The 22666-nt window shown below is 63.8% G+C and carries 26 protein-coding genes; 15 read left to right on the plus strand and 11 right to left on the minus strand.

Annotation, left to right across the window (positions count from 1 at the left end; translation table 11 throughout):
• Window positions 1-80 precede the first annotated feature (80 nt).
• The 4 genes from WIN67_RS07415 (at window position 81) to WIN67_RS07430 (ending at window position 3341) form a co-directional block, all read left to right on the plus strand.
• Window positions 81-743: a class I SAM-dependent methyltransferase gene (locus WIN67_RS07415; protein WP_102878744.1), complete on the plus strand. Its 663-nt coding sequence runs from the start codon at window positions 81-83 to the stop codon at window positions 741-743.
• A gap of 122 nt (window positions 744-865) precedes the next feature.
• Window positions 866-1999, plus strand: a complete 1134-nt coding sequence (rnd, locus tag WIN67_RS07420) for a ribonuclease D (RefSeq protein ID WP_102861632.1) — start codon at window positions 866-868, stop codon at window positions 1997-1999.
• The gene (locus WIN67_RS07425) at window positions 1996-2289 is read left to right on the plus strand and encodes a YcgL domain-containing protein (RefSeq protein WP_016964446.1); all 294 of its coding nucleotides are present in this window, start codon (window positions 1996-1998) and stop codon (window positions 2287-2289) included. Before rnd ends, WIN67_RS07425 begins: the two co-directional genes overlap by 4 nt.
• A 119-nt stretch (window positions 2290-2408) precedes the next feature.
• A complete protein-coding gene (locus WIN67_RS07430) occupies window positions 2409-3341 on the plus strand; it encodes a D-2-hydroxyacid dehydrogenase (protein WP_123393393.1) in 933 nt (310 codons plus the stop codon).
• A 113-nt stretch (window positions 3342-3454) separates the two neighbouring features.
• Here the strand turns inward: WIN67_RS07430 and WIN67_RS07435 are convergent, their stop codons facing one another.
• Entirely contained in the window at window positions 3455-4048 is a 594-nt protein-coding gene (locus WIN67_RS07435) for a nitroreductase family protein (RefSeq protein WP_102861634.1), read from the minus strand.
• Between the two features lie 274 nt (window positions 4049-4322).
• Here WIN67_RS07435 and WIN67_RS07440 point away from each other — a divergent pair, with 274 nt between their 5' ends.
• Together WIN67_RS07440 and WIN67_RS07445 are read left to right on the plus strand one after the other, a co-directional pair.
• Window positions 4323-4772: a YcgN family cysteine cluster protein gene (locus WIN67_RS07440; RefSeq protein WP_102861635.1), complete on the plus strand. Its 450-nt coding sequence runs from the start codon at window positions 4323-4325 to the stop codon at window positions 4770-4772.
• Between the two features lie 50 nt (window positions 4773-4822).
• Entirely contained in the window at window positions 4823-6058 is a 1236-nt protein-coding gene (locus tag WIN67_RS07445; RefSeq protein ID WP_339070848.1) for a hypothetical protein, read from the plus strand.
• Between the two features lie 39 nt (window positions 6059-6097).
• Here WIN67_RS07445 and WIN67_RS07450 read toward each other — a convergent pair whose 3' ends face one another.
• The 4 genes from WIN67_RS07450 to WIN67_RS07465 form a co-directional block, all read right to left on the minus strand.
• Window positions 6098-6469 carry a YgaP family membrane protein gene (locus tag WIN67_RS07450; protein WP_102878748.1) on the minus strand — a complete coding sequence of 124 codons (372 nt, stop codon included), beginning with the start codon at window positions 6467-6469 and terminating at the stop codon, window positions 6098-6100.
• Window positions 6470-6551: 82 nt separating this feature from the next.
• Window positions 6552-7019 (minus strand): RNA methyltransferase, encoded by a 468-nt coding sequence (locus WIN67_RS07455; protein ID WP_102861638.1) that lies wholly within the window; start codon window positions 7017-7019, stop codon window positions 6552-6554.
• 108 nt (window positions 7020-7127) lie between these two features.
• Window positions 7128-7505, minus strand: a complete 378-nt coding sequence (locus WIN67_RS07460; RefSeq protein ID WP_339070849.1) for a YajD family HNH nuclease — start codon at window positions 7503-7505, stop codon at window positions 7128-7130.
• 49 nt (window positions 7506-7554) lie between these two features.
• Window positions 7555-8241, minus strand: coding sequence for a spermidine synthase (locus WIN67_RS07465; protein ID WP_102878749.1), 687 nt, complete (start codon window positions 8239-8241; stop codon window positions 7555-7557).
• A 75-nt stretch (window positions 8242-8316) separates the two neighbouring features.
• Here WIN67_RS07465 and WIN67_RS07470 point away from each other — a divergent pair, with 75 nt between their 5' ends.
• Window positions 8317-8631: a hypothetical protein gene (locus tag WIN67_RS07470; protein ID WP_102861641.1), complete on the plus strand. Its 315-nt coding sequence runs from the start codon at window positions 8317-8319 to the stop codon at window positions 8629-8631.
• Here the strand turns inward: WIN67_RS07470 and WIN67_RS07475 are convergent.
• Window positions 8628-9101: a cyclic nucleotide-binding domain-containing protein gene (locus WIN67_RS07475; protein ID WP_102861642.1), complete on the minus strand. Its 474-nt coding sequence runs from the start codon at window positions 9099-9101 to the stop codon at window positions 8628-8630. The two genes, WIN67_RS07470 and WIN67_RS07475, sit on opposite strands and share 4 nt — an antisense overlap.
• 103 nt (window positions 9102-9204) lie before the next feature.
• Window positions 9205-11259, minus strand: a complete 2055-nt coding sequence (locus WIN67_RS07480) for a S9 family peptidase (protein WP_339070850.1) — start codon at window positions 11257-11259, stop codon at window positions 9205-9207.
• A gap of 100 nt (window positions 11260-11359) precedes the next feature.
• Between WIN67_RS07480 and WIN67_RS07485 the strand changes: the two genes are divergently transcribed.
• From WIN67_RS07485 to WIN67_RS07495, 3 genes are read left to right on the plus strand one after another with little or no spacing between them, the layout of a single operon-like run.
• On the plus strand, window positions 11360-11857 hold the full coding sequence (locus tag WIN67_RS07485; protein ID WP_123393383.1) for an MFS transporter: 498 nt from the start codon (window positions 11360-11362) through the stop codon (window positions 11855-11857).
• 32 nt (window positions 11858-11889) lie between these two features.
• Window positions 11890-12666 (plus strand): class II glutamine amidotransferase, encoded by a 777-nt coding sequence (locus tag WIN67_RS07490; protein ID WP_110595098.1) that lies wholly within the window; start codon window positions 11890-11892, stop codon window positions 12664-12666.
• A 10-nt stretch (window positions 12667-12676) separates the two neighbouring features.
• A complete protein-coding gene (locus tag WIN67_RS07495) occupies window positions 12677-13219 on the plus strand; it encodes a DUF2937 family protein (protein WP_110651921.1) in 543 nt (180 codons plus the stop codon).
• A 106-nt stretch (window positions 13220-13325) separates the two neighbouring features.
• Here WIN67_RS07495 and WIN67_RS07500 read toward each other — a convergent pair whose 3' ends face one another.
• A complete protein-coding gene (locus tag WIN67_RS07500; protein ID WP_339070851.1) occupies window positions 13326-14246 on the minus strand; it encodes a LysR family transcriptional regulator in 921 nt (306 codons plus the stop codon).
• Between the two features lie 138 nt (window positions 14247-14384).
• Here WIN67_RS07500 and WIN67_RS07505 point away from each other — a divergent pair, with 138 nt between their 5' ends.
• The 4 genes from WIN67_RS07505 (at window position 14385) to WIN67_RS07520 (ending at window position 18108) form a co-directional block, all read left to right on the plus strand.
• Window positions 14385-15668, plus strand: coding sequence for an MFS transporter (locus WIN67_RS07505; protein ID WP_102861648.1), 1284 nt, complete (start codon window positions 14385-14387; stop codon window positions 15666-15668).
• Window positions 15669-15740: 72 nt separating this feature from the next.
• Window positions 15741-16493, plus strand: coding sequence for a 5-oxoprolinase subunit PxpA (locus tag WIN67_RS07510; RefSeq protein WP_110595101.1), 753 nt, complete (start codon window positions 15741-15743; stop codon window positions 16491-16493).
• A complete protein-coding gene (pxpB, locus tag WIN67_RS07515) occupies window positions 16490-17194 on the plus strand; it encodes a 5-oxoprolinase subunit PxpB (protein ID WP_102878755.1) in 705 nt (234 codons plus the stop codon). The genes WIN67_RS07510 and pxpB overlap by 4 nt, the downstream gene beginning before the upstream one ends.
• Window positions 17191-18108 carry a biotin-dependent carboxyltransferase family protein gene (locus WIN67_RS07520; protein WP_339070852.1) on the plus strand — a complete coding sequence of 306 codons (918 nt, stop codon included), beginning with the start codon at window positions 17191-17193 and terminating at the stop codon, window positions 18106-18108. The genes pxpB and WIN67_RS07520 overlap by 4 nt, the downstream gene beginning before the upstream one ends.
• Window positions 18109-18240: 132 nt before the next feature.
• Here WIN67_RS07520 and WIN67_RS07525 read toward each other — a convergent pair whose 3' ends face one another.
• The 3 genes from WIN67_RS07525 to WIN67_RS07535 all read right to left on the minus strand — a co-directional run bounded on the left by WIN67_RS07525 (window position 18241) and on the right by WIN67_RS07535 (window position 21497).
• A complete protein-coding gene (locus WIN67_RS07525; protein WP_102861652.1) occupies window positions 18241-19419 on the minus strand; it encodes a vWA domain-containing protein in 1179 nt (392 codons plus the stop codon).
• Window positions 19420-19431: 12 nt separating this feature from the next.
• On the minus strand, window positions 19432-20277 hold the full coding sequence (locus tag WIN67_RS07530) for an AAA family ATPase (RefSeq protein WP_011059855.1): 846 nt from the start codon (window positions 20275-20277) through the stop codon (window positions 19432-19434).
• 143 nt (window positions 20278-20420) lie between these two features.
• A complete protein-coding gene (locus tag WIN67_RS07535; RefSeq protein ID WP_339070853.1) occupies window positions 20421-21497 on the minus strand; it encodes a DUF748 domain-containing protein in 1077 nt (358 codons plus the stop codon).
• A 127-nt stretch (window positions 21498-21624) separates the two neighbouring features.
• Between WIN67_RS07535 and cysK the strand changes: the two genes are divergently transcribed.
• Window positions 21625-22599, plus strand: coding sequence for a cysteine synthase A (cysK, locus tag WIN67_RS07540; protein WP_102861654.1), 975 nt, complete (start codon window positions 21625-21627; stop codon window positions 22597-22599).
• Window positions 22600-22666: the final 67 nt, after the last annotated feature.

Raw genomic sequence — 22666 nt, forward strand, 5'->3', positions numbered from 1 at the left:
CGCTCGAGGGCTTTCGACCTTTTTTTCACGAACGACTGGTTAACCTGTGGCTTCTGGATACCTACAAGAGTTCGCCAGTCATGTCGTCCCATCCCCCACCATCCATCGAGCTGGAGTTCGCCCGGCGCTATGACCAGGAGCACGCCCGGGTCTGCGGCGAGCCCCGGCCTGCCGGGCTTGCCGCGCGCCTGGCGCTGTGGCGCACGGTGCGCCTGGTACGCCATGCCCTGAAAGTGGCCGGCGAGCCGGGACTGATCCTGGATGTGGCCTGTGGTGCCGGGCGCTACTGGCCGGTGCTGGCCGAACATGGCAACCGGGTGATCCTGGCGTCGGACCCTTCCCAGGACATGCTCAATCATGCCCAGACCCATCACCCGGCCAGCCTGCTGCAACGGGTCAAGACCTTGCACAGCTCGGCGTTCGACATCGGTCTGTCGGCCAATGCGGTGGACAGCATCATCTGCATGCAACTGTTTGCCCATGTGACCCGCAGCGAGGATCGCCTGGCGCTGCTGCGGGAGTTTCATCGGGTCAGCCGTGATTCGGTGATCCTCGCGACCCGGGTCGAGCCGTTGTTCAAGCACCTGGCCACTGCGCGGGGAGAGTCCGCGGCGTCACTGGCGATCGGCAGGGTGCAGTTGGAAGGCGAGTTCAAGCAGGCCGGTTTCGAGGTCGTGAGCCAGCAGGATTTCCTGCCCGGCTGTGGGGCGGCGCGGGTCTATGTCCTTAGAAAACCCAGCTGATTGCGACTCTCGGACTATTCTTGCCGTCCGACATAAGGTTTCGCACTTGCTCTTGTCGGGTGAATGCTCAGAAATCGCCGGAGGCGATATATACTGCGCGCCATTCTTCAAGGGAGAGCCGTGTGGCCATCGATATACACTGGATTCGCGACAACGATAGCCTCGGTCAGTTTTGCGCCGAGTGGCAGCAGTTGCCATTCGTCGCCCTCGACACCGAATTCATGCGGGTCGACACTTTCTATCCCATCGCCGCCCTGTTGCAGATCGGCGATGGGCAGCGCGCTTACCTGATTGATCCTTTGACCATCGACAACTGGAAGCCCCTGGCGGCCCTGCTGGAGAACCCGGCGGTGGTCAAGGTGGTGCATGCCTGCAGCGAGGACCTCGAAGTCCTGCTGCGCCTGACCGGCAGTCTGCCGGCGCCTTTGTTCGACACGCAACTGGCGGCTGCCTACCTGAACCTGGGCTTTTCCATGGGCTATTCGCGCCTGGTGCAGGAAGTCCTGGGCATCGAACTGCCCAAGGGCGAGACCCGCTCCGACTGGCTGCAGCGTCCGCTCTCGGAAACCCAGGTCAGTTACGCCGCCGAAGATGCCGTGCATCTGGCCCAGGTGTTCACCGAGCTGCGGCCGAAGTTGTCCGAGGACAAGTACCGCTGGGTGCTGGAAGACGGCGCCGAGCTGGTGGCCAACCTGCGCCGCGAAGTGGACCCCAACGAGGTTTATCGCGAGGCCAAGCTGGCCTGGAAACTCTCCCGTGCCCAGTTGGCGGTGCTGCGTGAGCTCTGTGCCTGGCGCGAGCGTGAAGCCCGCGCCCGGGACTTGCCGCGCAACCGCATCGTGCGTGAACACGCCCTCTGGCCCCTGGCCAAGACCCAGCCCGATACGCTGGCGGCGCTGGCCAAGATCGAAGACATGCACCCGCGTACCGTGCGTCAGGATGGCGAGTTTCTCCTCGACCTGATCAAACGCACCGCGGCCCTTGGCCCGGATCAATGGCCGCCGGCCGTACCCGAGCCGTTGCCGATTGAAGCCGCGGCCCTGCTCAAGCGCCTCAAGGCAGTGGGGCAGGCCGAGGCCGAGCGTCTGGGCATCGCCCCGGAAGTCATGCTGCGCAAGAAAACCCTGGAGAGCCTGCTCAAGAGCGGCTACCCCAACGGGCCTTACCAATTGCCTGATTCGCTGCGTGGCTGGCGCCGCGAATTGATGGGCCAGGCGCTGCTGGACAGCCTGGCCACCGCCGGAGAACAGCCTTGAAACGTATCTGCTCCATCTATAAAAGCCCACGCAAGAACGAGATGTACCTCTACGTCCTGAAAAGCGAGGCCCTGGAACGCGTGCCGGAAAACCTGCTGCTGGCTTTCGGCAAGCCGCAACATGCCTTCGATCTGGTGCTGACCCCGGAGCGCAAGCTGTCCCGGGAGGACATCCACCAGGTGCTGGAGAACCTCGAAAAGCAGGGCTATCACTTGCAGATGCCGCCGGCGGAAGACGAGTACATCGAGCACTTGCCCGAAGAGTTGCTGCGCCGCAATGATCCGGTCTGACCTCTAGAGGCTCGGTCCCGAGCCGCTGTGAAATGCAATTGACTGACCTGGCCACCGCCTTGATCGATGGAGCAATGCTCCGTCGGCGGCGGCCTGCACCGTTTTTTAAGGTTTGAACCATGCGCGTTCTGATTGCCGAACACGATCACGCTGTTTATGCCCGCCTGTTGCGTCAGGCGGCCCCGGAGCTGGAAGTGCTGACCAGCGGCGATTCCGCCGAACTGTCGCGGCTGGCGGCCGATTGCCCAGTCTGGCTGGGCCAGCCGGACCTGCTGGCGACCCTGCTGCGTCAGGGCCATCAGCCCCAATGGCTGCAATCCACCTGGGCCGGTATCACCCCGTTGCTGGCCGACGGCCTGCCCCGGCATTACCGCCTGACCCGGGCGGTGGGCATCTTCGGCCAGGTAATGGCCGAGTACGTGCTCACCTACATCCTCGGCCATGAGCGCGAAGTGCTGGCGCGGCTGGTCAGCCAGGTGGAGCGCAAGTGGGACAACCGCATGGGCCAGAGCCTGGTGGGGCGCAAGGTGCTGATCGTCGGCACCGGCGACATCGGCCAGAGCGTGGCGCAATTTCTGCTGCCCTTTGGCGTGAAGCTGTACGGCATCGCCAGCCAGGCGCGGGAGCAGGCCCCCTTTATCGAAGTGGCCGGCCTGGAAGACCTGGGACGCTTGGTGGGGGAGGTGGATTATGTGGTCAATCTGCTGCCCAACACCCCAAGTACCCACGACCTGTATGACGCGGCGCTGTTCAAGCAATTCAAGTCCACGGGGCTGTTCATCAATGTGGGCCGGGGTGTTTCCGTGGTCGATGGCGACTTGGTGCAGGCCCTCAAGGATGGACATCTGGCGGGGGCGGTGATCGATGTCTGCCGCCAGGAACCCTTGCCGCAACGGCACCCGTTCTGGACGGCCTGGGGCTTGCTGCTGACGGGCCACAGCTCGGCGCCGACCTCGCCGGAACTGATGGTGCAGTTGTTCGTCGACAACCTGCGGGCCTACGAGGCCAAGCAGGCCTTGCGCGGCGAAGTGGATTTCGCTCGCGGCTACTGAAACGTGCCTGATCGTAGGAGCGAGCTTGCTCGCGAAAGCCGCGCTTGCCAGGCAAGCGCGGCGGCCTTCAGGGCTTCGCGAGCCAGCTCGCTCCTACAGAGGCGAGCGCGGCTTTAGAGGCTGAAATCGCCTTCGGCCACGGTCTCGCTCAATGGACGGCGCGGGCTCGGTTCTTCCCGGGCCTGCAGGTAGTCGGCCAGGGTCGACTTGTCTCCCAGCTTGCCCACCGCTATCGCTGCGTGCAGTGCATAGCCTTCGGGAATCTTCAGCTCCTTGCGGGTCAGCTCCTGGTCGAAGCCGGCCATGCCGTGGGTGTGCCAGCCGCTGAGGCTGGCCTGCAGTGCCAGGTGGCCCCAGGCCGAGCCGGTGTCGAAGGTGTGCCACAGGGCCGGGCTTTCTTCCGTGGCGCCGGGGGCGGTGAAGGTGGTCTTGGAAATCACGATCACCAGGGCCGAGGCGTGTTGCGCCCAGCCACGGTTGAATTCGTTGAGCAGGCCGAGGAAGCGCTCCCAGTTCGGCGTATCGCGTCGGGCATAGAGAAAGCGCCAGGGTTGCGAGTTGTAGGCCGAAGGCGCCCAACGCGCGGCTTCGAAGAAGCTCAGCAGGGTTTCTTCAGGGATGGTTTCGCCGGTGAAGGCCCGTGGCGACCAGCGCTGAGTGAACTGCGGGTGGATGGCGTAATCGGCAACGCGAGGATTGGCGCTCATGGAAAAACTCCTGGCAGCAAGTGAGAAGGGTGGAATAAACCGGCAAGCGCAGATCAACTGAGCGAAGGGGTATTCCTGACCCCGTGCGGTTTGCCGGGTGCAACGCGGTCGAGCGTTAATGGCACTCGGACGCGGGGTGGTCCGAGGCGCAAAGCTACTGTGCGGGCCTGCTGCTGACAAGCCCCGGCCTACCGACAGTCGTAAGCGCTTGGCCCGCCGGGCCTTCGGCACTAGACTGGCGGCCTTTTCACCCTCGGATACTGATGCTTGAGCCATGGCCGCCAAAGTCGAACCTTTCTGGATACGCAAAACCCTCGAACAGCTCGACCAGGACGAATGGGAGTCGCTGTGCGATGGCTGCGGTCTGTGCTGCCTGCAAAAGCTTGAGGACGAGGACGACAACAGCGTCTATTACACGCGCATCGCCTGCAAACTGCTGGACCTGAAAACCTGCCAGTGCAGCGACTACCCCAATCGCCGGGCGTCGGTGCCCGACTGCATCCAACTGACCCCGGGCAAGGCCGACGAATTCAAGTGGCTGCCACCCACCTGCGGCTACCGCCTGGTGAGCGAAGGCAAGGACCTGCCGCTCTGGCACCACCTGGTGTGCGGCGATCGCGATGCGGTGCACCACGAACGTATTTCCCAGTCCGGGCGCATGCTGGCCGAAGGCAGCGTGGCGGAAGAGGACTGGGAGGATCATCTGATTTTCCGCGCCGGTTGAGGATTCGCCGCGTTGGCTGCAGAACCAGGTTACCCAGGAAAGGAGTGTGTATGAGGGTGGGGGCGAAACTGGCGCTGGCCGCTGCAATGCTGGCATTGAGCGCATCGGCCTTTGCGGCGAAGAAAGTCGATCTGGATTATCACGTGCGTTTCCTGCCCCAGAGCGATCAGGCCGAGGTGCGCCTGACCCTGGCCGAGGGCTCGGCCTTGCGCAGCCTGGACTTCGACCTGGGGCGGGACGGCGACTACAGCGACTTCAAGGCCGACGGCCAATGGCAGGCCGGGGCGGCGGATGCCGGTGGCCAGCGCGGTGTCTGGCGTCCGGCCAGCGGCAAGGCCAGCCTCAGCTACAGGGTGCGCCTGAGTCACAGCATCAAGAAGGGCAGCTACGACAGCCGCAGCAGCGCCAACTGGGCGCTGTTGCGCGGCGAGATCCTGGTGCCCCCGGCCCGGCTCGATCAACAGGATGGCGTCGAGCTGGTGGCGCGCCTGGACTTCGACTTGCCGGCCGGTTGGAAAAGCATCGAGACCGCCTGGCCGCGTATCGGCAAGAATCGCTTTCGCATCGACAATCCCTCGCGGCTGTTCGACCGTCCCGCCGGCTGGATGCTGGCCGGCAACCTGGGCAGCCGCCGCACGCGTCTGGGAGCAACCGAAGTCAGCGTGGTGTCGCCCCTGGGCCAGGGCATGCGCCGCATGGACGTGCTGACCCTGCTGACCTTTGTCTGGCCGCAAGTACAGGCGGTGTTCCCGCGTCAGCCCGGCAAGCTGTTGATCGTTGGCGCGGCCGATCCGATGTGGCGCGGCAGTCTGGCGGGGCGTGACTCGCTGTTCCTCCATAGCCGCCTGCCCCTGGTCAACGAGAGCGGCAGCAGCCCGCTGTTGCGGGAACTGGTGCAGTCACTGTCGCGGATCAACGACAGCCAGGGCAGCGACTGGATCAGCGAGGGGCTGGCGGAGTACTACGGCATCGAACTGTTGCGCCGGGCCGGTGGCATCAGTGACGAGCGCTATCAGGTGCTGCACAAGCGCCTGGTCCGGGACAGTCACAAGGTCGACAGCCTGCGGGGCGAGCAGGTGGACAGCGCCACCGTGGCCAAGGCCGTGCTGCTGTTGCAGGAGCTGGATCGGGAGATCCGCCTCAAGACCCGCAACAAGCGTTCCCTGGACGATGTGCTGCAAGCGGCGATGCGCCTGGAAAGCGTCAGCACCGCCGAGTTCGTCCAGCTCAGTGAAAACGTGCTGGGCGAATCGTCCAAGGTCCTGGACACCAGCCTGCTGCACTGACCTCTGCCCGCGCAGGGGGCCCGCAGGAACGCCTTCGCCTCAAGCCTTGGGCGTCTTCACTTCATCATTGCTGGCCGCCTTGGCATGGCGGCTGGCCGCTTCGGCATTGGCCTTCAGAGTGCGCAGTTCTTCCCCGGCGCGTTCGATCTTGCTGCGCACGTTGTGCATGTCCTGGCGGCTCTTCTCCAGCAGGCTTTTCGCCGAGCTATGGCCGGTAATCCCCCGGGCCAGGGCCACGCCACCGATGGCCACCTGAATCAGGCCGAACACGCCGCCGCGGCGCAGGCCCTTGCCCATCATCACCACGCCACCGGCCAGGGAGCCGATGCGCTCCCAGCCCTGGACGTTCTGGGTCGGTTGGCTCGGCAAGGGTGTGGCTTCGATCGTTTGCAGCTGTTTGCGCTCGCTCATGCTCTGTCTCCAAGGGCGGTGTGGGATACAAAGCTGACTGCACCAGGGCGTCGCTGGTTCCCGGGGATTGATCGGCGGGGTTTCAGTACTTCGGACCGGAGCGGGTGTTGTTGCCCTTGGCCAGGCGATCGTAGAGCACCACGTTGACCGTGGCCGCCAGGTTCATGCAGCCGGTGGTGGGGATGTAGACCACGTCTTCGCACCAGTCGCGGATCTCCTTGTCGAGGGAGCCGTCTTCCGGACCGAAGATGTACAGCGCACGGTCCGGGTGGGTGTATTCCGGCAGCGCACGGGCGCCCTCCACCAGTTCCACGGCCACCGGGATGCAGCCCAGGGGGAGGATTTTCTTCAGGTCGTCGATGCCGATCAGGGGAATGTCCTGGTGGACCTTCTTGGTGTCGGTGACGAAGTCGCGGGCACGTTCATAGCGCTTGCCGGTGTAGAACACCGAGGCGACGCCATAGCAGCCGGCGGCGCGCATCACCGAACCGACATTCTCCGGTGACTTGGGGTTATACAAACCGATGCAGCTGTACCTTTTGTTTGCCACGAGCGAGGAGCCTTGGGGGAAAAGAGCGCGATTATACGGGGATTGTGCGGGGTGTGGCGGGGTGCTCGGCGGTTCGCGGGCAAGCCGGGCGGCTGGCCCGCGAAAAGCTTACTCGGCGTCTTTCTTCATCAACCCGGCCAGGGCGGCAAACGGGTTGTGGGTCGCCTTGGCAATTTTCGGGGTGCTCAGGGAGCCTTCGCCGAAGTACTGCTGGTCGGTGTAGCGCGAGTGCTCGTTGTCATGGCAGTACAGGCACAAGAGTTCCCAGTTGGAACCGTCCTGGGGGTTGTTGTCGTGGTTGTGATCGCGGTGGTGCACGGTCAGCTCGCTCAGGCGCTTGCCGGAAAACTCCCGGGCGCAGCGGCCGCAGACGTGGGGGTACATCTTCAGCGCCTTGTCGCGGTAGCCCATTTCCCGGTCGCGCTGGGCGTCGGCAAGGATACGGTCCAGCTTGGCGGTGTTGGACGGGGGAGTGGACGAACTCATGGGTTCACCTTTGTAGAAGGACTAATGACGGTAATGGACAAAGTTTAGCTCAGGCCTTGAGCTTCTCGGCAATCCAGATGGTATGCCGGGTGCCGCGATTGCCGTGAGCGTACACCTGCACTTCCTCGGCCTTGAAGCCGGCCTTGCGCAGGCGCTCGGAGAACTTCTGGTCGGCGCTGGCCGACCACACCGCAAGAATGCCCTTGGGCCGCAGAGCGCGGGCACAGGCGGCCAGGCCGGCGCTGGAGTAGAGCCAACTGTTGGCTTTCTGGGTCAGGCCTTCGGGGCCGTTGTCGACGTCGAGCATGATCGCGTCGAAGCCCTGGGGCTCGGCCTGCAGGACCTTGGCCACGTCTTCCAGGCGGATCACCGTGCGCGGGTCCAGCAGCGGCCGGCCGGACTTTTCCCCGAGCGGGCCACGGTTCCATTCCACCACTCCGGGCACCAGTTCGGCGACCACCACCTCGGCGCTCTGGCCCAGGTGCTTGAGGGCCGCGGCCAGGGTGAAGCCCATGCCGAGGCCGCCGATCAGCACCCGCGAGTTCGGGCGCCCGGCGACCTTGCTGCAGGGAATCTGCGCCAGGGCGTCCTCGGAGCCGTGCATACGGGTGTTCATCAATTGGCCGCCGTCGCCGCCCTGGATCTTGATGACGAAATCCTCACCGTATTCGAACAGGCACAAGGCACCGCCGTTGTCGGGAATCGCAGTGGTGTCCAGCAGTACGAAACGTTTCATGGAGATCTCATTGAGGAAGGCAAAAGCTCCCGGTTGGGAGTAGCCTGACGCCAGACAATAGCAATGGAGCCATTGATGAAGCGCACTATTCTAACGGTGATTGCCCAAGCGGCGCTCGCCCTGACCGCCGCCCTGGCGCTGAGTGCTGGCCCGGCCCTGGCCGACGAGCCGCAAAGCGCCCCGGTGGTGACCCCGACGCCGACCCTAGGCACCCCGGGCACGGCCACCCCCACGCCTTATCCGCAAGTGACCCCACCCAGCACGCCGAAAACCGGCAGCAGTGGCAGTGCGCCCTTGCTGCCGCCCATCGACATGCCCAAGCCGCCCAAGGATCAGACCCTGCCGGGGCTGGAGCAGAATGACAACAAGGCCAAGGTGCAAGGAGCCTAGATCTGCTGTGCGAGCAACTGGCCGTCGGCCATGCGCAGGCGCTTGGACAGGGAAATAGCCAGGGCGCGGATGATCTTGGCGGCGATCTTCGGCGCATCGTTGAGCATCTTCTCCAGGGAGTCCTTGCCCAGGTTGAGCAACTGGCAATCACTGGCCGCCACGCAGGTGGCCGAGCGTCGCTCGCCATCGAGCACCGCCATTTCGCCAAAGGCCCGGCCGCTGCGCAGGGTGGCGATGGTCAGCGGCTGGCCGTCCAGGGTGCTCTTTTGCACGGCCACCTGGCCGCTGTGGATGATGCACATGAAACTGCCGGCATCGCCTTCACGAAAGATCGCTTCGCCTTCGGCGATGCTGCTGATGCTGAAATAGCCGGCCGCCGCGTTGAAGTCGGCGGGCTGCAGTTGGTCGAACAGGCCGCAGTCCATCAGCCAGTCGCGGATTTCGTTGTTCAGTAAGGTGGGTTCAGACATGGGATCAGGGTCTTTTTCTTGTGTCTGTTGCACGGGCGCAGGCCCGGTCCGGCGGTTGCCGGCGGCGGTCCAGGGTTAAGACAGGAGCGCCGCAGGTAGTTCCTCAGTCCAGGCCCAGAATGTTCAGGATAAAGGCATATTCGAGGGCTACGTCACGTAATCCCTGGTAACGGCCGCTCATGCCGCCATGGCCGGCACCCAGTTCGGTCTTGAGCAGCAGCAGGTTGTCGTCGGTCTTGGTGGCGCGCAGTTTGGCCACCCATTTGGCGGCTTCCCAGTACTGCACGCGACTGTCGTTGTAGCCGGCGATCACCAGGGTCGCCGGGTAGGCCTGGGCCCGGACGTTCTCGTAGGGGGCGTAGGCCTTGATCCGCTCATAGACCTCAGGCTCCTCGGGATTGCCCCATTCGTCGTACTCGGTGACGGTCAGTGGCAGGTCCGGGTCGAGCATGGTGTTGAGCACGTCGACGAAGGGCACTTCGGCGATGGCCGCCCGGAACAGTTCGGGACGCTGGTTGAGCACGGCGCCGATCAACAGGCCGCCGGCACTGCCGCCGCTGATGGCCAGTTGCTGGGCGCTGGTCAGGCCCTGGGCGATCAGGTGCTCGGCGCAGGCGATGAAGTCGCTGAAGGTGTTCTGTTTGTGTTCCTGCTTGCCGGCGCGATACCAGGCTTCACCCAGTTCGCCACCGCCGCGCACATGGGCGATGGCAAAGGCCACGCCGCGATCCAGCAGGCTCAGGCGGGCATGGGAGAACCAGGGATCGAGGCTCTCGCCATAGGCGCCGTAGCCATACAGGTACAGCGGTGTCGGTTGGCCCAGGCACTCGCGCTTGACCACCAGGCTGATGGGCACCTGGGTACCGTCGGCCGCGGTGGCCCAGAGGCGCTGGCTGACGTAGGCATCGGCGTCGAAGGGGCCCAGCACCGGGGTTTCCTTGAGCACCTGCTGTTGACCGTCGGCCAGTTGCAGCTGGCGTACCTGGGCCGGGCGATTCAGCGCCTCGTAGCGCAGGCGGATGCGATCGCTGGAAAACTCCAGGCTGTTCTGCACGTGCAGGCTGTAGGCCGCATCCGGCAGTTGCACGCGATACACGGGCAGGTCCTGGGGATGCACTTCGATGATCGGCAGCCCGCCTTCGCGCAGGCTCAGGGTCATGGCGCCGGCATTGAGGGTCACGCCGTCGAGCATCACCTCGGGGTTGTGCGGGACCAGCAGTTGCCAGTCGCTTTCCTCGGGGATAACGCCTTCGTCCGCAGCTTGGTAGAGGGCGAAGTTGATGCCTTCGCGGTTGCTGCGGATGAACCAGGTCCACTGGCTGTCGAGCTGGCCGTGATCGACATCGTATTCATGGCCTTCGACCCGTGGCGCCAGGCAGGTGAACGGCAACTGCGGCTGCGCGGCATCCAGGGCCCAGGTTTCGCCGGTGGTCTTGCTGCCCAGGGACAGCAGCAATTGGCGCTCGGAGCTTGAGCGGTAGCAGTGCAGGAAGAAGCGTCCGTCCGGTTCATGGAACACTTCCTCGGCGGCCGTGCCGTCCAGACGGTAGCGGAACAGTTTGTGCGGGCGGTGAGTGTCGTCCAGTTCGCCGAAGAACAGGGTCAGGCTGTCGTTGGCCCAGGTCATGCTGCCGTCGCAGTTGTCGAAGGACAGCTCGCTGACCTTGCCGTTGGACAGCTCCTTGATGAACAGGGTGTAGATTTCCTCGCCGGTGGTGTCGAGGCTGTAGGCCAGGCGCTGGTGGTCGGGGCTGATGCTGAAGGCGCCGAGGGAGAAGAAGCCACCGTTGGCCAGGGCGTTGGGGTCCAGCAGCAGCTGTTCGCGGCTTTCGTCCACCGTCAGGCTGTCGTCTGCCGGGCGCGGGCAGCGGTAGTGCCGGGCGTATTCGTCACCGGCGGTGGTGCGGGTGTAATACAGGTACGGGCCCCAGGGGGAGGGCAGGGACAGGTCGGTCTCGAGGATTCGCCCCTTGATCTCCTGGAACAGTGTCTCGCGCAGCGGCGCCTGGTGGGCCAGCCGGGCTTCCTGGTAGCTGTTTTCAGCGTTCAGGTAGTCGAGCACCGCGTCGGTGTCGCGTTCCTGCAGCCAGGCATACGGGTCAACGCCTTCGGCCTTGTGGGCAATCGGGGCGCTGCTGTCGTTGGCGGGTAGGGGCATGGGTGGCTCTCGAACGAAGACAAATGAGGGCTTGGCAGACGGCGGTGCAGCCTGACACGGGAAAAGTCGTTATCATAAGCGCCTCTTTGCCTGCCTTGCCATGGACACCATGACCGAGAACGACTATCTGATCGCCTGGGGCCTTTACGCCTTTGCCGCCTTGGGCTGCCTGCTGGTGTGGATGCGCCTGACCCGCTGGATGTGGCGCTGGCTGCGCGAGCCGCTGCGTGTACTGGTGGCGGTGCTGCTGTTCAGTCCCACCATCATCGACCCGGTCAAGGAAAAATTTGCCCCGGCGGTGGCCATCACTGCCCTGGATATGGCCTTCAAGGTCGGCAACAACGCCTGGCGCGCGGTGTCCGATCTGTTCATGTACGGCATGATCGCCTTTGGCGTGTACCTGCTGTTCGTGCTGATCCGCTGGCCCATCGAGCGTGCCGCCAATGAACGCCGCCAGCGCAACGAAGTGGCGCAAGCCGCGGCCAAGGCTGCCGAAGTCGAGGATGACCAGCCCTTTGGCGGTGCCGGCAATGACCGTTATGGTCGTCCGCCAGCTGCGGGCACCCCCCTGAACACGCGGGTCGAGCCGCGTCTGTAACCTGGCCCCGGCATTGCAGCGAGAGTCCGAGCATGTGTGAGTTATTGGGCATGAGCGCCAATGTACCGACCGATATCGTCTTCAGCTTTACCGGGCTGATGCAGCGCGGCGGCCGTACCGGCCCCCATCGCGACGGTTGGGGCATCGCCTTCTACGAAGGCCGCGGCCTGCGGTTGTTCCAGGACCCGGCGGCCAGCAGCGAGTCGGAAGTGGCCAACCTGGTGCAGCGCTACCCGATCAAGAGCGAAGTGGTCATCGGCCACATTCGCCAGGCCAACGTCGGCAAGGTCTGCCTGGCCAACACCCATCCCTTTGTCCGTGAACTCTGGGGCCGCAATTGGTGCTTTGCCCATAACGGTCAGTTGGCGGACTTCCAGCCCCAGACCAGCTTCTATCGTCCGGTGGGCGATACCGACAGCGAGGCGGCCTTCTGTGACTTGCTCAACCGGGTTCGCGAAGCCTTTCCCGAACCGGTGGAGGTCGAGCAACTGCTGCCAACCCTGATCCAGGCCTGTAGCGAATACCGCAGCAAGGGTGTGTTCAACGGCTTGCTCAGCGACGGCGACTGGCTGTTCTGCTTCTGCTCCACCAAGCTGGCGCAGATCACCCGGCGCGCGCCGTTCGGCCCGGCCCGGCTCAAGGATGTCGATGTGATTGTCGACTTCCAGGCGGAAACCACCCCCAACGATGTTGTGACGGTGATCGCCACCGAACCTCTGACCGAAAACGAAACCTGGACCCGCTACCAACCGGGCCAATGGAGCCTGTGGCGGCGCGGTGAATGCGTCAGCCACGGCCAGACCGAATAAGGACATCTCTATGTTGCTCAGTTATCTGCGGCTGGCGTTGTTCGCCGCCGGCCTGTTGATCGGTGTGCAAGTGCCGGGTTTCATCAGCGACTACGCCAAGCGCGTGGAAGCCCACTTGATTGAGTCGCAGAACAGCCTGCGAGGCTTCCAGGGCACCGCGCAGCAGTTCTTCAAGGGCGATCTGAATGCGCTGGTGGCCCATTACCGGGCCAGCGAAGACCCGGTGTTTCGCAGCGATGCCGAAAGCTTGAGCGGTTTGCTCCATCGTCAGTTGGCCCTGGACAAGCAATACCAGGCGATGCAGGGCCCGTGGTACATCCGCCTGCTGCAAGTGGCCCTGGCAGCCGACCCGGATATCCGCAAGGAAACCTGGGACGGCTACAGCTACCAGATCCTGCTGACCCCGGAAGCGATGATCTGGGGCATGAGCGGCGCCATGCTGCTGTCCTTTGGACTGGAGTGCCTGTACCGCCTGATCGACTGGGTGGTCCTGGGAGGCCGGCGTCTGCGCCAGAGCCGTCCGATCGAAGAGCGCGACCTAAAGGGCCTCTGACCTCTGTAGGAGCCGGCTTGCCGGCGAAGCGGCCGCGTGGCTTGCGCCTGGCTGCAGATCGCCTTCGCTGGCAAGCCAGCTCCTACGCGGGGTGTGATGGCGATGTTTACTGGGGGGCGATCAGAACCAGCTGATCCTCGCCGACCTTCTGCCCATAGCGCTGCACCACGCGCTGGCACAGCTCCACGATATCCTCCACCAGCTCCACGCCCACGCGCCACGACACCACCACCTGCAGGTTGGGTGGGCGCTGGTCGATGGCCAGCAAGGTCAGTTCGCCACGGGCCAGTTCTTCACGGACCAGCACCGGCGGCAGGGCGCCAATCCCGAAGCCGTCCCTTAACAGGCGGGTGATGGCCGACACCGAGTTGACGCAATTGAGCCGTGGCGCCAGCACCCCGTTGGCCTGCATCAGGCTCAGTACCTGCTGGTGGGGCAGGGAGTTCTTCGAATAGGTGATGATCCGCTCCCGGGCCAGCTCGGCGAGATTGGCGTAGTCGCGGTTGTAGATCGAGTTGCTGGCGGCAATCCAGCCCACCGGGTGGCTGGCCAGCTCCCGGCTGCGGATACTTTCCTGGCGCAGCAAGTCGGTCTGCAGCACCAGGTCGAGAAAGCCTTTTTGCAGCTGGTCGCAGAGATTCAGCGAGGTGTCGGCCACCAGTTCGATTTCCACTTGCGGGTAGTGATCCATCATTTCCGCCACCAGGGGGCTGAGCCAGGTGTGGATCACCGTATCCATGACCCCGATGCGAACCCGCCCGACCTTGCTCGACGGCGCCTCGATGGACTGTTTCAGCACCTGCAGGGTGTCGAGCATCTGCTCGGCGTGCTCCAGCACCTTGAGCCCTTGCGGGGTCAGGCTGACGCCCCGCGAGTCCCGCAGGAACAGCTTCACCCCCAGTTCGCCTTCCAGCACCGCGATACGGCTGGAGATTGCCGCCTGGGTGGTGAAGAGTTTTTCCGCGGTCAGGCTGAAGCTCTTGAGCCGCGCTACCCAGACGAAGGTTTCGAGAAACTTGAGATTCATGGGATCAACTTTTCTTATGCCTTGGGGCGGTTTTTATTAGTTGGACGCAGGTTGTGCCTGAACCGAAGAATGGCCCGACCCACGATATGCGTCGTCGGGGCCCAGAACAATACCAACAACACTACCCTGGAGATCGCCATGAGTGCGCCCGAAACATTGGCCGCCAAGGCTCCGCGCCGCGCCGGCCCGTTTGACTGGTACCGGGACATCAACCAGCAGGAACGCCGGACATTCTGGAGCTGCAAGATAGGTTACGGCCTGGATGGCATGGACACCCAGATGCTCAGCTTCGTGATCCCGACCTTGATCGCGCTGTGGGGCATCACTTCCGCCGAAGCCGGCCTGATCCATACCAGTACCTTGCTGGCCTCCGCCCTGGGAGGCTGGATCGCCGGGATTCTTTCCGACCGCATCGGCCGGGTACGCACCCTGCAACTCACGGTGCTGTGGTTTGCCGTCTTCACCTTTCTCTGCGGTCTTGCGCAGAACTACGAACAGTTGCTGATCGCCCGCACCTTGATGGGGTTTGGATTCGGCGGCGAGTGGACCGCCGGGGCGGTGCTGATCGGTGAGGTGATCCGCGCCAAGAACCGTGGCAAGGCGGTGGGCATGGTGCAGTCCGGTTGGGCCCTGGGCTGGGGGCTGACGGCGCTGCTGTATGCGCTGCTGTTCTCCTTGCTGCCGCCGGAGGACGCCTGGCGCGGGCTGTTTCTGCTGGGCATCCTGCCGGCGATTTTCGTGATCTTCGTTCGTCGCCTGGTCAAGGACCCCGAGGTCTACCGGGCAACCAAGGCACGTGAAGCGCCAAGCAACCCGGCGCGGTTCTACGAGATCTTCGCCCCGGGGATTCTCAGCACCACCCTGCGCGCCTCCTTGCTGGCGGCAGGGGCCCAGGGTGGTTACTACGCCATCACCTTCTGGCTGCCGACCTATCTGAAGACCGAGCGCGGCTTGAGCGTGCTCAGTACCGGCGGCTACCTGGCCATGGTGATCGCCGGCTCCTACGTGGGCTATGTGATCAGCGCCTACCTGACGGATATTCTCGGACGCAAGAAGAACTTCGTGCTGTTCGCCGCCGGCTCTTTCACCATTGTCCTGCTCTATACGCAAATGCCGGTGAGCAATGCCGTGATGCTCTGGTTGGGCTTTCCCCTGGGCTTCTTCGCTTCAGGCATTTTCAGCGGCATGGGGGCGTTCCTCACTGAGCTGTTCCCCACCCGTATCCGCGGTTCCGGCCAGGGTTTCTGCTACAACAGCGGCCGGGCGCTGGCGGCGCTGTTCCCGCTGCTGATCGGCCTGCTGAGCCAGCATGTACCCCTGAGCGTGGCCATCGGCAGCTTTGCCGCGGTGTCCTACGGCGTGGTGGTGCTGGCGGCCCTGAGCCTGCCGGAAACCCGCGGCAAGGAACTTGAGGCGCGCTAACTGATAATCTGCGCGGACATTGCGCGACAGCCCTGCAGCTGACCCACAACAAGAACCACAGGAGCACTGACCATGAGCCGCCTGTTATTGAATTGCGACATCGGCGAGAGCTTTGGCAACTGGACCCTGGGCCTGGATGCCGAGGTGATGCCCTTTATCGACTGCGCCAACATTGCCTGCGGCTTCCATGCCGGCGACCCGGGCATCATGCGCAAGACCGTGGCCTTGGCCCTGGCCAACGGCGTACGCATCGGTGCGCACCCGGCCTATCAGGATCTGGCCGGTTTCGGCCGCCGCTCCATGAGCTATTCGCCGGAGGAGATTCGTGACCTGCTGCACTACCAGATCGGCGCGCTGGATGGCATCTGCCGGGCCCAGGGCGCGCGGGTCAGCTACGTCAAACCCCACGGCGCGATGTACAACGACATGATGGCCAAGCCGACCCAGTTGCGGGCGGTGATCCAGGCGGTGGCGGCCTACGACCCGCAACTGCCGCTGATGCTCATGGCCACGCGGGATAACAGCACGGCCCAGGCCCTGGGCGATGAATACGGCGTCACCCTGTGGTTCGAGGCCTTTGCCGACCGTGCCTACGACAACGCCGGGCATCTAGTGTCGCGGCAGTTGCCGGGCGCGGTGCATCATGATCCGCAGACCATTCTCCAGCAGGCCTTGACCATCGCTCGGGGCGACACCCTGACCGCCAGCGACGGCAGCGCCTTGCTGCTGCAGGCCGACACCCTGTGCGTGCATGGCGACAACGCCAGTTCGGTGGCCGCCGTGCAGCGCATTCGCGAGGCCTTGAACCAGCAGTCCGGCCTATGAAGCCACAGGTTGAAGTCGTCGCCATCGACTGCCTGATGGTGCGCTTGTTCGAGGTGATCGCCGAGGACAACATGCCCTGGATGCTGGCCGCCGCCCAAGGGCTGCGGCGGGCTTTTGGCGAGTCTCTGATCGACCTGGTGCCGTCCTATACCACGTTGATGGTGCATTACGACCTGCTGGCCCTGAGTCCGTCCGAGGCTCGACAGCGGATCGCGGTCGCCTTGACCGATCTGGCGCCCAGTACCACTCAGGCCGGGCGCGAGCATGTGCTGCCGGTGTGGTACGACCTCAGTGTCGGGCCGGAACTGGCGCTGTTGTCCCGGCGCAGCGGGCTGTCGGTGCCTGAGCTGATCGAGCGTCACAGCCAGCGTGAATATCAAGTGTTCGCCCTGGGTTTCGCGCCCGGATTTGCCTTCATGGGGTTGGTGGAAGAGGCGCTGGCGGCGCCGCGGCTGAACACCCCGCGCAAGCGGGTGGCGGCGGGCAGTGTGGGGATCGCCGAACGCCAGACCGCCGCTTACCCGGTGGTATCGCCGGGAGGCTGGAACCTGATCGGCCGGACCCCGAGCCGCCTGTTCGATCGCGAGCGCGAAGGCTACAGCCTGATGCAGCCGGGGGACCGCGTGCGCTTTGCTGCCGTGGAGCGGGCCGAGTTCCTGCGCCTGGGGGGCGATGACACGCCGCTGGAGGTGTCGGCATGAGCCGCTTGATGATCGAGGCCAGCACCCCGCTGTGCCTGCTGCAGGATGCCGGGCGTTTTGGTGTGCGCCATTTGGGCGTGACCCAGGGCGGGGCGCTGGATTGGGTGTCGATGTCCTGGGCCAACTGGCTGCTGGGCAATGCCCTGGATGCGCCGGTGGTGGAAATCACCCTGGGCGGTTTCACCCTGTTGGCCGAGGACTATTGCCTGCTGGCCCTGGCCGGGGCCGATCTGGGGGCATATGTCGATGAGCGGCCTTTGAGCCCGGGACGCAGTTTCATCCTGCAAAAGGGCCAGCGCCTGCGTTTTACTCAACCTTTCTTCGGCGCCCGGGCCTACCTGGCAGCCCCTGGCGGATTTGACGCGCCCAAGGTCCTGGGCAGTTGCGCCAGTGTGTTGCGAGAGGCTCTCGGTGGGCTCGATGGCTACGGCCGGGCGCTGAGCGAGGGCGGGGTGCTGAGCTATTCGGGAACCGGCGGTTCGCTCAAGAGCCTGGCGCCTGAGCAACTGACGGATTGCAAATCCGCTGCACCGCTGGAGGTGATTCTGGGCGCGCAGATCGGCCAGTTCAGCGGTTTGAGCCTGTTCGACGCCTTCAACAGCAGCTGGACCCTGGACAGCCGCGCTGATCGCATGGGCGCGCGCTTGCTGGGGCCGACCTTGCAGTATCAGGGCCGGCCGATGATTTCCGAGGGCATTCCCCTGGGGGCGATCCAGGTGCCGCCGGACGGCCAGCCGATCATCCTGCTCAATGATCGGCAGACCATTGGCGGCTATCCGCGATTGGGGGCGTTGACCCCCTTGTCACTGGCGCGGTTGGCGCAGTGCTTGCCGGGCAGCGAGGTGCGATTGACGCCGGTGGTGCAGGAAACGGCGCATCGGCAGCAGGTGGCATTCTTGCGCAGGTTTGGGTAGTGGCTGAAGGCGGCCGCTTCGCGACCGTTCGCAGCCTGCGGCAGCGGCTACAGGGGATTTCCTGTAGCCGCTGTCGAGCCTTGGCGAGGCTGCGAAAAGGCCGCGAGGCCTTGCTTGACGGTCCCGCGCCGCTTACTTGGACAGGAAGCGCATGCCTTCTTCCAGGCCACGCAAGGTCAGCGGGTACATCTGGTCTTCGATCAACTCGCGAACGATGTTGGTCGAAGCGGTGTAGCCCCAGGTGTCTTTCGGGTAGGGATTGATCCAGATGAGTTTCTTGTACTTCTCCATGAAGCGCTGCATCCACACATAGCCGGCTTCTTCGTTCCAGTGCTCGACGCTGCCGCCGGCCTGGGTGATTTCGTAGGGCGCCATGGCGGCGTCACCGACGAAGATCACTTTGTAGTCGGCGCCGTACTTGTGCAGCAGGTCCTGGGTCGAGGTGCGCTCGGAACCGCGACGCAGGTTGTTCTTCCACACCGATTCATAGATGAAGTTGTGGAAGTAGTAGTACTCCAGGTGCTTGAACTCGGTCTTGCAGGCCGAGAACAGTTCCTCGCAGATCTTCACGTGGGCATCCATGGAACCGCCGATGTCGAACAGCAACAGCAGCTTGATGCTGTTGCGTCGCTCCGGGCGCATCTGGATGTTCAGCAACCCGGCATCCCGGGCGGTGTGGTCGATGGTGCCGTCGATGTCCAGCTCCTCCGCCGCACCCTGGCGCGCAAACTTGCGCAGCCGGCGCAGGGCCACCTTGATGTTGCGGGTGCCCAGTTCCACCGAGTCGTCGAGGTTCTTGTATTCGCGCTGGTCCCAGACTTTCACCGCCTTGCCCTGGCGCTTGCCGGCATCGCCGACGCGGATGCCTTCCGGGTTGAAACCGCCGGAGCCGAAGGGGCTGGTGCCGCCGGTGCCGATCCACTTGTTGCCGCCGGCGTGGCGTTCCTTCTGTTCTTCCAGGCGCTTCTTGAACTCTTCGATGAGCTTGTCCAGGCCGCCCAGGGACTGGATCTGCGCCCGTTCCTCATCGCTCAGCGAGCGCTCGAACTCCTTGCGCAGCCAATCCTCGGGGATCAGCGCCTGCAGGTGGTCATCGAGCTTTTCCAGGCCATTGAAGTAGGCACCGAAGGCTCGGTCGAACTTGTCGAAATGCCGTTCGTCCTTCACCAGGATCGCCCGGGCGAGGTAGTAGAACTCGTCCATGTCGGCGAAGGTCACGCGCTGCTTGAGTGCGTTGATCAGGTCCAGCAGCTCGCGTACCGACACCGGCACCTTGGCCGCGCGCATTTCATTGAACAGGTTGAGCAGCATGGCATCAGCCTCTTAACGACTACCGCGACGGCTCATGAACGCCAGGCGCTCCAGCAGTTGTACGTCCTGTTCGTTCTTCACCAGGGCGCCGGCCAGGGGCGGGATGGCCTTGGTCGGATCGCGTTCGCGCAGCACCGCTTCGCCGATGTTGTCGGCCATCAAGAGCTTGAGCCAGTCCACCAGTTCCGAGGTCGAGGGCTTCTTCTTCAGGCCCGGCACCTTGCGCACATCGAAGAACACGTCCAGGGCTTCGCTGACCAGGTCTTTCTTGATGTCGGGGTAGTGCACGTCGACGATTTTCTGCAGGGTGGTGCGGTCGGGGAAGGCGATGTAGTGGAAGAAGCAGCGACGCAGGAAGGCGTCCGGCAGCTCTTTCTCGTTGTTGGAGGTAATGATGATGATCGGCCGCTGCTTGGCCTTGATGGTCTCGTCGATTTCGTAGACGTAGAACTCCATCTTGTCGAGCTCTTGCAGCAGGTCGTTGGGGAACTCGATGTCGGCCTTGTCGATCTCGTCGATCAAGAGGATCACCCGTTCCTCGGATTCGAAGGCTTCCCACAGCTTGCCTTTCTTCAGGTAGTTGCGGATGTCGTGGACCTTGTCCACACCCAGCTGGGAGTCGCGCAGGCGGCTGACCGCGTCGTACTCATACAGACCCTGGTGGGCCTTGGTGGTGGACTTGATGTGCCAGGTGATCAGCTTGGCGCCAAAGGATTCGGCCAGTTGCTCGGCGAGCATGGTCTTGCCGGTGCCGGGTTCGCCCTTGACCAGCAGCGGACGCTCCAGGGTGATGGCGGCGTTGACTGCCAGCTTCAGGTCATCGGTGGCGACGTATGCGCTGGTGCCTTCGAACTTCATCTGCAATTCCTCGAACGGTGACGGCGAGCTGCCCGGGGCAGATCGATTGAATGGAGAGTGATGGCGCGACTATAACGCGGTGCCCGGTCGACTGTGAACGTGGACGCCCCATTCAGTCTCTGAATGGAGCGTCACGGGGTGACTCAGTCAGTCGAGGGCTTGGGTTGTTCGTAACGGGCATTGAAGGCCTGGATGAATCCATTGCGCAAAATCTGCAAAAACGCCTGGAATGCGCTGATATCTTGCTGGTGCACGCTGCCGCTGAGTTCGACCCGGGTGGCGAACTGGTTCTTGTGCTGGTTCTTCAGCAGGTTTTCCCCGGCCCCCACCAAGGCTTCCCATACCGAGCGGAATACTCCTTTGTTGCGGTTCTCCACATCCTGCTGCCAGTTGAAGACTTCCACGTCCCGCAGCAGCGGCTTGATATAGCCATGCAGTTGGCCCTTCTCGGCCTGGGCTTCGATCACCACGTCGCCGTGTCCGGCATTGAAGTCGAACTTGCCGTAGGCCGAGGCGAAGTCGTTGAAACGCTTGAGTTCGATACCCCGGGCCCGCAGACGGAATTCGAAGTCCTCGAAATTGCTCAGGGGGTCGAAGGTGGCGGTGCTTTCCATGGGGGCCTGGCCTTGCAGCAAGGCCTTGCCGTCGAAGCGCGCATCGCGTTTGCCCTGGGTATCCACCACGTTGGTCAGGTTGTAGAAACTGGCATTGACCTGGGTGGCGCCGATGTTCACCGGGGGAGTGGAGCTGAAGTTGCGAAAGTGGATCTTGCCGTCGCTGATCCGCAGCTCGTCGAGAGTGATGGGCAACAGCTTGCCCAGTTGCGCCCGCCAGTCGGTGCCTTCACCGGTCTGCGACGCTTGCTTGTCGGCGCCGCCATCGACGAAGTTCAGCTCCGGCTGGACGAACTGCACCTTGGCCACCACGGCGTGGTCGTACCACAGTGAATGCCAGCTCACCGCCAGGTCGATCTGCGGCGCCTTGACGAAGGGCACCGGTACCTTGCCGCTGACCTTGACGATCTTCAGCCCGTTGATGCGGTAGGCGCCGCGCCACAGGGCCAGGTCGATATCGCTGATCTGGCCACGGTAGTCGCCCATGTCCGCCAGTTTGTCATTCAGGTAGTCGCGCACCAGATAGGGCAGGGTGAAGTGCAGGGCCAGCAGCAGGACCAGCAGGCCGGCCAGTGTCCATAGGGGCCAACGGTAACGACGTTTCATGATCAGCAGTCTCCAGCCGTATAGAGGCATTGACTGCCTGGGGTCGCAGTCGTTCGGCGCGACTGGACGCTCAAAGGCACCAGGCATACCCTTGAGGACTTCTTCACTGCTGCATAAGGACCCAGCCATGAGCCGAATTTTTGCTGACAATGCCCATTCCATCGGCAATACGCCCTTGGTGCAGATCAACCGTATCGCCCCTCGCGGCGTGACCATCCTGGCCAAGATCGAAGGGCGTAACCCGGGCTATTCGGTGAAATGCCGGATCGGCGCCAACATGATCTGGGACGCGGAAAGTCGCGGCAAGCTCAAGCCGGGCATGACCATCGTCGAGCCCACTTCGGGCAACACCGGGATTGGCCTGGCCTTCGTCGCCGCTGCCCGTGGTTACAAGCTGATGCTGACCATGCCGGCGTCCATGAGCATCGAGCGGCGCAAGGTGCTCAAGGCCCTGGGGGCGGAGCTGGTGCTGACCGAGCCGGCCAAGGGCATGAAGGGCGCGATTGAAAAGGCGGCGGAAATTCTCGCCAGCGATCCGTCCAAGTACTTCATGCCGCAGCAGTTCGATAACCCGGCCAACCCGGCGATCCATGAGAAAACCACCGGTCCGGAAATCTGGAACGACACCGACGGCGCCGTGGATGTGCTGGTGGCTGGGGTCGGCACGGGTGGCACCATCAGCGGCGTGTCGCGCTATATCAAGAAGACCCAGGGCAAGCCGATCCTCTCGGTGGCGGTGGAACCTGCCACTTCGCCGGTCATCAGCCAGAAACTGGCCGGTGAAGAGATCAAGCCCAGCCCCCACAAGATCCAGGGCATCGGCGCCGGTTTCGTGCCCAAGAACCTGGATCTGGAAATGGTCGACCGGGTCGAGCTGGTGACCGACGAGGAATCCAAGGCCATGGCCCTGCGGTTGATGCAGGAAGAGGGGATTCTCTGCGGGATTTCCTGCGGCGCGGCCATGGCGGTGGCGGTGCGCCTGGCCCAGACCCCGGAAATGCAGGGCAAGACCATCGTGGTGATCCTGCCGGACTCCGGCGAGCGCTATCTGTCGAGCATGCTGTTCAGCGACCTGTTCACCGAGCAGGAAAACCAGCAGTAACGCACCTCGGGCATTCGCCGACAGGCGCCGGCTCGCCGGTGAATGCTGACCTACATCAGGCAATGGC

The organism is Pseudomonas idahonensis, from assembly GCF_037903935.1.
GTDB lineage: Bacteria > Pseudomonadota > Gammaproteobacteria > Pseudomonadales > Pseudomonadaceae > Aquipseudomonas > Aquipseudomonas danubii.

What these genes read in the sequence shown, in the direction of transcription:
- WIN67_RS07465 (WP_102878749.1), bottom strand. Translation starts at nt 8,241, where the DNA reads ATGAAACGTTTCGTACTGCTGGACACCACTGCGATTCCCGACAACGGC.
- cysK (WP_102861654.1), top strand. Translation starts at nt 21,625, where the DNA reads ATGAGCCGAATTTTTGCTGACAATGCCCATTCCATCGGCAATACGCCC.
- WIN67_RS07530 (WP_011059855.1), bottom strand. Translation starts at nt 20,277, where the DNA reads ATGAAGTTCGAAGGCACCAGCGCATACGTCGCCACCGATGACCTGAAG.
- WIN67_RS07525 (WP_102861652.1), bottom strand. Translation starts at nt 19,419, where the DNA reads ATGCTGCTCAACCTGTTCAATGAAATGCGCGCGGCCAAGGTGCCGGTG.
- WIN67_RS07470 (WP_102861641.1), top strand. Translation starts at nt 8,317, where the DNA reads ATGAAGCGCACTATTCTAACGGTGATTGCCCAAGCGGCGCTCGCCCTG.
- WIN67_RS07505 (WP_102861648.1), top strand. Translation starts at nt 14,385, where the DNA reads ATGAGTGCGCCCGAAACATTGGCCGCCAAGGCTCCGCGCCGCGCCGGC.
- WIN67_RS07450 (WP_102878748.1), bottom strand. Translation starts at nt 6,469, where the DNA reads ATGAGCGAGCGCAAACAGCTGCAAACGATCGAAGCCACACCCTTGCCG.
- WIN67_RS07460 (WP_339070849.1), bottom strand. Translation starts at nt 7,505, where the DNA reads ATGAGTTCGTCCACTCCCCCGTCCAACACCGCCAAGCTGGACCGTATC.
- WIN67_RS07500 (WP_339070851.1), bottom strand. Translation starts at nt 14,246, where the DNA reads ATGAATCTCAAGTTTCTCGAAACCTTCGTCTGGGTAGCGCGGCTCAAG.
- WIN67_RS07485 (WP_123393383.1), top strand. Translation starts at nt 11,360, where the DNA reads ATGGACACCATGACCGAGAACGACTATCTGATCGCCTGGGGCCTTTAC.
- WIN67_RS07535 (WP_339070853.1), bottom strand. Translation starts at nt 21,497, where the DNA reads ATGAAACGTCGTTACCGTTGGCCCCTATGGACACTGGCCGGCCTGCTG.
- WIN67_RS07480 (WP_339070850.1), bottom strand. Translation starts at nt 11,259, where the DNA reads ATGCCCCTACCCGCCAACGACAGCAGCGCCCCGATTGCCCACAAGGCC.
- pxpB (WP_102878755.1), top strand. Translation starts at nt 16,490, where the DNA reads ATGAAGCCACAGGTTGAAGTCGTCGCCATCGACTGCCTGATGGTGCGC.
- WIN67_RS07445 (WP_339070848.1), top strand. Translation starts at nt 4,823, where the DNA reads ATGAGGGTGGGGGCGAAACTGGCGCTGGCCGCTGCAATGCTGGCATTG.
- WIN67_RS07415 (WP_102878744.1), top strand. Translation starts at nt 81, where the DNA reads ATGTCGTCCCATCCCCCACCATCCATCGAGCTGGAGTTCGCCCGGCGC.
- WIN67_RS07440 (WP_102861635.1), top strand. Translation starts at nt 4,323, where the DNA reads ATGGCCGCCAAAGTCGAACCTTTCTGGATACGCAAAACCCTCGAACAG.
- WIN67_RS07495 (WP_110651921.1), top strand. Translation starts at nt 12,677, where the DNA reads ATGTTGCTCAGTTATCTGCGGCTGGCGTTGTTCGCCGCCGGCCTGTTG.
- WIN67_RS07510 (WP_110595101.1), top strand. Translation starts at nt 15,741, where the DNA reads ATGAGCCGCCTGTTATTGAATTGCGACATCGGCGAGAGCTTTGGCAAC.
- WIN67_RS07435 (WP_102861634.1), bottom strand. Translation starts at nt 4,048, where the DNA reads ATGAGCGCCAATCCTCGCGTTGCCGATTACGCCATCCACCCGCAGTTC.
- WIN67_RS07430 (WP_123393393.1), top strand. Translation starts at nt 2,409, where the DNA reads ATGCGCGTTCTGATTGCCGAACACGATCACGCTGTTTATGCCCGCCTG.
- WIN67_RS07475 (WP_102861642.1), bottom strand. Translation starts at nt 9,101, where the DNA reads ATGTCTGAACCCACCTTACTGAACAACGAAATCCGCGACTGGCTGATG.
- WIN67_RS07520 (WP_339070852.1), top strand. Translation starts at nt 17,191, where the DNA reads ATGAGCCGCTTGATGATCGAGGCCAGCACCCCGCTGTGCCTGCTGCAG.
- WIN67_RS07490 (WP_110595098.1), top strand. Translation starts at nt 11,890, where the DNA reads ATGTGTGAGTTATTGGGCATGAGCGCCAATGTACCGACCGATATCGTC.